A 7,932-nucleotide genomic window follows, 5' to 3' on the forward strand; every position below is an offset into this window, starting at 1 on the left:
AAGCTCAGGACGTCCGGCAGGTTGTCGTTCAGCCAGTCGAGTGCCTCGTCGAACCAGCCCGGCTCCTGCGGCGCCAGCTTCTTCGTCGCGTCGCGGATCTTCCTCGCACGGTGCTGGGCCCGGCGCTCATGCTCCTCGGCCAGCCTCCTCGCCTTGCCGATGACCCCGTCGAGCTCGGCCTGCGCCTCCTCGACGTCCTTGTTCGCCCGGGTCAGCGCCCGCTGTGCGGCCTCCTGGTCGGCGCCCTTCTGCTCGAGGCCGGGGTGACCCTTCGCTTCCGCCGCACGCCCCTCGGCCCGGTCGACCGCGGCCCGGGCCTCCTTCGCCTCGTCCTCCAACCGCTTCGCGCGCCGCCGGAAGTCGTCCAGCTCCCCCTCCCAGCGGCTCAGCTGCCTCGCCGCCTTGCGGATGGAGTGCGCCGCGTTCTTCAGGTTCAGCGGCAGCGGCCCGTCGTCGAGCTGCTCGCGGAAGGCGACGGCGGCGTCGCCCTTCCAGTAGCTTCCGTCCAGCAGCTTGGTGACCACGTCGTACGTGTCCTGGAGCACCTCCGCACAGCCGCTCAGCTTCTTGTGCAGCCGACGGACGGTCTCCGTGTCACCCGGCACCGGATTGAACCCCAGATGCGGGTAGTCCGGATTCGGCATGCGCGGGGCCGATTTGAGCCCCTGGGGCAAGCCGAGGTCCGCCCGGGACCGTGGGTCCGGAACGACGCCCGACTGATCGGTCTCCGGAGCGAGGGTCACTTCCCGGCACCCCCGCCCTTACCCCCTTCGCAGGCCTGCCTGAGCGCCTCCTCCAGTGCCTTGTCGACCTCGAGGTAGCTGTCCCGGCTCTTGCCGATGATCTCGGCGAGATCCTCCGTCTGCTTGCCGATCTCCTCGGCGCCGTACTTCCAGTCCTCCTGGAAGTCCTCGCAGGCACCGTCGAGATCGTCGGTACCGAGCCCGGCGACGGTCGCGTCGGCGAGCGCCTTGCGTACGCCTCTGAGCGAAGTCGCCGACTTGCGCAGCGACTTCATGAACCGTCCCAGCTCGTCCCCGTCCACGGCCAACCGCTGCGCAGCCATGCGCCCATCCCCTCTCCCGGTCACCTGCACCCATGGGGAGGAACGACGGACTCCGCAATTCGTGGCGCATACGCAGGGGCAGCCGGCCGGTCCGACGCCGTCGGTTCGAACCACTGCCCTCGCCGGCGAGCCGCCTTGGCCTCGTAGACGTCACGCGGGGCGAGCACCGGGTTCGGGCGTACGACGAGGTCGAAGACGTCGGAGAGACCGTGGGGCGCGTAGACGCGCCACCGGCCTGCGGGCTCGAGCCGTGCCCCCCGGACAACACATCGTGACGGCAAGCCGTTCGTCCAGGAGAAGACGGCCGATGGTCATCGCGGCACCGCGGGGCGGTGCGCTTCACCACGCCTCCGGCCGACGGCCGCCGGTACGCCCGCCTCCATCGCGTTCAGCGGTTGACGGCCTGGATCTCCTGGACGACGACGTCCTGGGTCGCTCCGAACTCGCCGTCGGGGAGGTCGCCGCCCGCGCCGCCGCTGCCCGTCCAGTGGATCTCCCAGGTGACGGTGGCCTGGAGCGGGAAGGTGCCGTCGCCCGAGGAGCGCAGGTACTTCACCCCGCACGGGGGCGTCCGGTCCGCCTTGCCCTTCGCGTAGGGCTCGCCGATACGTCCGCCGTTGATCTCGCAGACGCCCGAGGCCGGGTACGTCTCGGCATCCGGGGTGCCCGGCTCGATCTTCAACGAGACCGGCTCCGCCGTCGCGGTCGCCTCGATGCCGATCACCGGTACGGACGCGGTGACGGAGACCGGCTTGAACTCGGCACCGTCCAGCCAGGCCCAGGTCGGAAGGTTGACCTTGGTCGCCTCCGCGGGGGCCAGCGTCACCTCGGTGCCCGGGACGCGGATCTCGGCGTAGGCGAGTTCGGCGAGGACCTCCGGGGTGACGGCGTTCTCGATGTCGGCGGGCGGCGGGTCGCCCTGGTCCACCCAGAAGTAGTCCTTGTCGCAGGAGTCCCAGCCCGGGGGGTAGCTCTCGTTGACGTACGAGCCCCACCAATAGCCCTTGCCGGTCTTGTCCTTGTTGAAGCCCTTCTCCTCGTCGTCGGCGTTGTACTTCTTCCGCTGCTCGGCATCCCACTGGTAGCCCGTCGACTCGGCCTCCCAGATCGGCTCCAGGTGCTTCTGCAACTGCTCCGGGGTGTACTTGGGGGCGTACCAGCAGGGGGGAGGCGTCCACGACGCGGACGACGTCAGCGCGCCCGCGGAGCCACCGCTGCCGTTCTTCGAACGGTCGAAGACGACACCGCCTACGGTCACGGAGAGGTTGCCTTTGTCGTCGGCTTGGGCACTCTGTTCAGCCTCGTTCGCATTTCCATTTGATTCGCGTCCAGCGAACGCCACAGGGGAAGCGAAGAGAGAAGCGCACGTGAGGGTCAGGACCGTGACAGCCCTCGCCGATTTCCTTACGGCTGACATGCCTCGTTCCCCCTGTTCGAGACGACGTCGGTGGTCTGCCAAATTCCGTCGGAATTCTTGGTCAGGCTGGTGTTGTACAACACGTACGAATTCGCCGTGGCCGGCGACCTGTCAACCTTCTCTGTTTTCTTGTTCTTGATATAGGACTTACTCTCGTCAGAGCAGTAGGAAACGTAGGCTTTTTTGGCACCGGAGAGCGTTACCTTGTAGTTGAAGTACCGGGTCTCGCCAACCCACGTCTCGCCATCGTCGATGTACTTCTGTACATAAGTGATGTATGCGCTCAAGGCTTTGTCCGTATTGTAGAAGCCCAGAGCCTTGGTGCCCGTATCGCCTGTGAAAATCGCTTCATCAACAGAATTGACACTGAGCGTGCTGTCGGCGAGGGCCGCATCCTTCGCTGCGTTGCCCGTCTTCTGGTACTCGAAGACGTTCTTCGCGTCGGAAGGGAAAGTGATCTTCGGACGGCCGCCGGAGTCCGGCGCGCTCGGGCTCGGCGACGCCGACTTCCCGCTTCCCGTGTCGGCGCCCGCGATCTTGTCGCTGTCCTTGGCGGTGCTGTCGTCGTCGCTTCCGCACGCGGACAGCGTCAGGGCCGCGACGGCGGTCAGCGCGAGCGCTGTGAGCGGGGTGGGGCGGCGGTTCACGGTCGGCTCCCGGTGGGGCGAGGCTTCTCTTGAGCGGACCCAAGCTATCCGCGTGATGCGCGGCGGCACCAGGGTGAAAGATGTCAACCTGTGGGGGTAGACGACCAATTGAGGGTGAAAAGCCCTCCCCCGCGCAAGTGACGGTCCGGGCGGCCTACTTGCCGCGGGCCTCCGCGAGGGTGTGGGCGACGAGGGCGTTGGCGTGGCCGTGGCCCAGTCCGTGTTCGGCCTTGAGCCAGGTGACGAGCTCCATGTGCTTGGTCAGGGGCGAGGAACGGATGAGGTCCTTCCACTCCGCTATCGGGCGACCGTACTTCTTCTCGATGGAAGGGAAGTAGCTGGCAGGTCCCTTGACGGTGTCGGTCATGTCGGTGGTGTCCCGTCTGTCGGTGCTGATGTTCCCGGACCGCCGGCCGCGCCGCACGTTCATCCGGCTGCGGGGCGGTGTCGTCACGGGTACGACCGGTGAGCGCGCCTCATGTCATCGGCCGACGAAGGTGTGCTGCGTCACACGCCGGATCTCGGGCAGTCCTGCCACGGGAGCCGGCCCTGCCACGCCCCGAGTCGTCCGGCGGCGCTTCACGACGACGCCTCCCGCGATGCGGCGCCGGGCCGCCACCGGTTCGCCCGTCCTGTTCGTTCGGCCGCCGGAGCGGTGATGCGCGCAGGACCGGTTTCAGGCCGGTTCGGCGGGTTCCGTGATCGGGTGGGCGCTGATCAGGGCGGTGATGATCATGGGGGCGTCGCCGTCGGACTGGTTGAGGGAGAGGGCGAGCCACCGGGGGGTGGTGGGCGCGGCGTCAGGCGGTACGGGGCCCCATACCGCCAGGTCGCCGTAGCAGTCCTTGGCGGTCAGGGTGCGGAACGGTTCGGGGAGGGGTTCGCCCGCTCGGCCGCGGTGCAGGGGGACGCGCATGCTCACCGTGCGGTGGACGCCCCAGCGGCGGTCCAGCTCCGCGACGAGCGCGGCCAGGTTCGCTTCGGCCGCCGCCTCGGCGTCGTTCCACTCGGGGCCGTACACGCCCGTGAGGGCCTCGCTCTCCCAGAGGGGGAGGAGCAGGAAGCCCTCGCCGCGGGTCACGGTCCACTCCCCCGTGGCCGGCTCGCCCTCGCCGACCGTGGGGCCGGTCGTCGGGACGGGGGCGGACAGGGCGGCCTCGATGTCGGTCGTCGCCCGGTTCACGTCGAAGGGCGCGCCGGCGCGGGCCGTCACAGCGTGGGCCTGGTCATCGGATGGGGCAGCGGGTCCAGGGCTCCGGCCTTCCTGAGTACCTCGTGGGCCCGGACCACCTCGGCCGTGTCGCCGGGCGCCGCGATGTCCAGGAGCACGCCGGCGCCGGGGAGTTCCTTGCGCGGGACCGGCCAGTCGGCGGGGACGCGGGCCGCCCGGCCCGGGGACAGGAAACCGACCCAGCCGACCGACGGGGTGCCGATCCTGAAGCCGGCCTCCTTCTTCAGGGCCGCCGTCACCGCCCGGTCGCTCACGTCCCCGTGGTCCGGGTGCCACGCCTCGGCGACGGCGGTGAGGAGGTCGGCGTCGGGGAGTTGCTCGCCGTCGGGGGACACGATCGTGGCCACCAGCGACTGGAGCAGGAACTCCGGTGTGCCGCCCGCCAGTCCGGCGATCTCCACCTTCCAGCCGGACGGCACGCCGTCGGCGACCAGGCGCAGCGACGTGCCGTTCCCCGCCGACCAGTCGTCGGCCGCCTGGGCCGTGCGCAACGCCTCGAGCAGGGACGCCTCGTCCGGCTGGACCGGTCGGGAAGGGCCGGAGGCCGGAGCGGTCCGCCACGTCCACGGTGTGCCGGTGTCCGGGTTTCCCGGTGCCCCGGCGGCGGGGAGGAGCAGTCGGGTGAACCGGTCCAGGGTCGTGCTCCACCGTTCGGCGAGCGCCTCCACCGGTTCCTGCCGCGGGCCCCAGAAGCCCCGCACCACTCGTCGCATGTCCCGTTCTCTCCCCTTCTCCGTCCCTCGCCCACGCCTCTCGTTCCCTGCCCGGCCGTTCCCACCTTAGGGCCGCTCCGGCCTGCGGTCCCGTCGCCCGGCCGACGGTCCCGTCAGTCGAACGCCTCGGGGCGTCTGTCGCCGGCGACCGGCTCGGGTGCGGTGTGGACGACCTCGATGTCCAGGCCCGCGTCCTCGAAGGCGTCCCTGGCCGCGTCGGCGACCTCCTCGTTGGAGAAGTGCCACTCGATGCTCTTGCCCCGTGCGGCCTCGGTCTGCCGGCGTGCCTCGGCCAGCAGGCGTTCCCTGCCGGACGAGGTGAGTTCCGTGCGGTCCGCGGTCAGGAAGCTGTCGTAGCCGTTCTTGGCCTCGAGGTACGTCTGGCGCGAGGAGTCCCAGCCGTCGAATTCGACGTCCGGCACGTCCGGGTCGGTGTGCGGGACGACGTACTCGTGTCCGCGCTGCGTGCCGGTGACCTGTTCCTGGTAGCGCAGCCACGACTCGTTCTTCCAGCCCGGCTTGGGGTTGCGGTCGCGGCTCGCCCAGAAGCCGTCGCCGTTGTCGGCGTCGCCGTACGTGCGGCTCCGCAGGTTCTCCGCCCAGTCCGGCGGGTTGTAGTTGCGCGGGTCGCCGGTGTCGTTGCGCTCGGGGTCCGGCCACTGCTTCTTGTTCTCCAGCGCCTGCCGGGCGCGCTCCGGCTCCTCGGCGCGCTTGCGCTCCAGGTAGGCCCGGCGCTCGTGCTCGCGGGCCTCCCGCGCCTGCTCCGCGGCCTCCTCGTCGCAGCCGCCCTCCGCCAGGACGACGTAGGGGGTGCGGGCGGGGGTGGCGGCGAGCACCGTGGTGCCGGTGCCGGGGCCTCCGGTGAGGCCGGGGGGTGTGCCGCCGTCGTCGCCGTACGGAACCCTGTGGGGCGGTGCGGAGAGGGTGCAGCCCGTTCTGCGGGCCGCCTCCTCCGCCTCGTCCGCCGCCTCGTCGGCGCGGCGCGCGGCGTCCTCCAACGCCTCCAGGTCGCCCGACCCGGCCGCTCGCTGCGCGTCCTGCGCCGCCTCCGCCGCGTCGTCGACGACTTTGCTCAGCCGGCCGAGCGAGCCGATCTTCTCGGCGATCTTGACTTCGCCGTAACCGGGGATGAACAGCGAACCGACGTTCCAGATGACGGTCGTGACGGCCCGGGTCTCGTTGCCGCTGTTCCACTGGTCCACGACGTCGTCACCGATGAACGAGTCGAACAGGACCGTGCCGCCCGTCCCCGCCGAGGCGCCGCCCCAGTCCAGGATCGCGCCGAGGTAGTCGCCGTCGTCCCACTTGTCGCGGGCGTCGGCGGTGTTGTCCCACCACTCGTCGCCGAGCGAACGGCCGTAGTCCATCAGGCCGTTCCACGTGTCGACGGGGTTGGTGACCGTGTCCCAGATGCCGGTGAGGTCACCCCAGACGCCGTCGACGAAGAGGCCTTCGCCGACCTGCTTGATCTGGTCGCCGGCACATCCGAAGAAGGCGCCGAAGCCGGAGAAGCAGCCCTCGTCGTCCTCGCCGCCGCCGTCTTCGTTGTCTCCGCCGTCTCCCTCGTCTCCGCCGTCTCCGTCGGTGGTCGGGTCCTCGTACGGCGGCTCGTCGATCTCGTCCGCGTCGGCCACGGGGTCGACGACGGACGGGTCCTCGTCCCCGCCGGGGTTCGTGGCTCCCGCGTCCTCGCCGGGGTCCGGATCACCGGTGTCCGGATCACCGGTGCCCGGGGTGCCGGAGTCGCCGCCGGGGTTTCCGGTACCGCCGGTATCGCCGGTACCGGCGGTCCCTGTGTCTCCGGGGTCGTCACCTCCGCCGGCGTCCCCCTGCTCGTCCCCGTCGCCGCCCTCCGCGGTGACCCGGCCGCCGCCGTCCCCGGGCGCGGGGCACGCCGTGCCGGTGACGCGGCACACCTGGGACTGGATGCCGGTGAGGAGCTGCGTGCCGAGGCCGCTGACGACGAGCGCGGTGATGATCGCCACGACGACCGCTACCAGGCCCGCGTACTCCACCGCCGTCTGGCCCTCGTCCCGGCGCCAGCGGATCAGCCGGGCCGGGGAGAAGGGGCGGCGTTCCCGCCGGTCCGGGGCGGCGAGGTGGTACCAGGCGCGGCTCTCCGGACGGGTCAGCAGGAACAGGATCAGAAGGGGGAGCAGGAGCTGGGTGAGACCACGCGCCGATCCGTCGGCGAGGTTGGACACCGAGCCGAGGACCAGCCACGCCTGTACGGCGATCAGCCCGATCCAGACGCCGGCGCCGCCCTCCCGGGTGCGGCGGGCCAGCCACCAGCCGAGCGCGCCGGGAGCGGCCGCGTACGCCACGTGGGCGAGCAGGGTGCCGTCCACCGCGTCGAGGGACGCCGCCGTGAGGAGCAGACCCAGGCCACCGAGCACGGTGAGCGCGGTGAGCGTGTGGACGAGCAGGAGCGCCCGCGACAGGGGCCGGGGCATGTCCCGCCGCCCTCCGGGCCCGGCCGGCCGCACGGCGCCGAACCCCGCTCCTCCCCCGATCGAGGCCATGCCCCCTCCTCAACTCCCCCGACGCGCACCGCGCTCGGCGCACGGCACGGCCCGAGGGTAGGAAGGGGTGGCGGCCGGGACATGGGCCCGTGGGCCCAAATCGGTGCCCAAGGGCACCCGGGTCCGGTCCTGTGGCGCGTGGTGCGGGAGCCGCACCACGGCGCGCGGCAGGCAGTCCGGCGGGGACGGTCGGCCGCCCGCCCGTGAGCCCGCGTTGTCGGACCGGGGCGCCAGGTTCCCTGATCACGGTCACCGCGCTGCGGACCGACCGCCTTCGACTCCCTCTCAGGAACTGACGCTGCCATGAGCGTGAAGCCCACCTTCGCGGACTTCTCC

The 7,932-nt window shown here is 71.1% G+C and carries 7 protein-coding genes and 2 pseudogenes; all 9 read right to left on the bottom strand.

Annotated elements, in window-relative coordinates; genetic code table 11:
• Positions 1–644: pseudogene (locus RIM90_RS29060) on the bottom strand (hypothetical protein); the annotation flags it as partial.
• A 95-nt stretch (positions 645–739) separates the two neighbouring features.
• Complete coding sequence (locus RIM90_RS29065; RefSeq protein WP_309063733.1) at positions 740–1,066, bottom strand: hypothetical protein; 327 nt, start codon at positions 1,064–1,066, stop codon at positions 740–742.
• A 20-nt stretch (positions 1,067–1,086) separates the two neighbouring features.
• Positions 1,087–1,345: pseudogene (locus tag RIM90_RS29070) on the bottom strand (nucleotidyltransferase family protein); the annotation flags it as partial.
• A 109-nt stretch (positions 1,346–1,454) separates the two neighbouring features.
• Positions 1,455–2,483 carry a hypothetical protein gene (locus RIM90_RS29075; protein ID WP_309063735.1) on the bottom strand — a complete coding sequence of 343 codons (1,029 nt, stop codon included), beginning with the start codon at positions 2,481–2,483 and terminating at the stop codon, positions 1,455–1,457.
• A complete protein-coding gene (locus tag RIM90_RS29080) occupies positions 2,471–3,130 on the bottom strand; it encodes a hypothetical protein (protein WP_309063736.1) in 660 nt (219 codons plus the stop codon). The genes RIM90_RS29075 and RIM90_RS29080 overlap by 13 nt, the downstream gene beginning before the upstream one ends.
• Before the next feature lie 154 nt (positions 3,131–3,284).
• A complete protein-coding gene (locus RIM90_RS29085; RefSeq protein ID WP_309063737.1) occupies positions 3,285–3,497 on the bottom strand; it encodes a DUF4287 domain-containing protein in 213 nt (70 codons plus the stop codon).
• 309 nt (positions 3,498–3,806) lie between these two features.
• On the bottom strand, positions 3,807–4,343 hold the full coding sequence (locus RIM90_RS29090; protein WP_309063738.1) for a hypothetical protein: 537 nt from the start codon (positions 4,341–4,343) through the stop codon (positions 3,807–3,809).
• Complete coding sequence (locus tag RIM90_RS29095; protein ID WP_309063739.1) at positions 4,340–5,074, bottom strand: hypothetical protein; 735 nt, start codon at positions 5,072–5,074, stop codon at positions 4,340–4,342. Before RIM90_RS29095 ends, RIM90_RS29090 begins: the two co-directional genes overlap by 4 nt.
• A 113-nt stretch (positions 5,075–5,187) precedes the next feature.
• On the bottom strand, positions 5,188–7,596 hold the full coding sequence (locus tag RIM90_RS29100; protein WP_309063740.1) for a Tox-REase-5 domain-containing protein: 2,409 nt from the start codon (positions 7,594–7,596) through the stop codon (positions 5,188–5,190).
• Positions 7,597–7,932 lie beyond the last annotated feature (336 nt).

The sequence above is a fragment of the Streptomyces sp. genome, from assembly GCF_031181555.1.
Taxonomy (GTDB): domain Bacteria; phylum Actinomycetota; class Actinomycetes; order Streptomycetales; family Streptomycetaceae; genus Streptomyces; species Streptomyces fimbriatus.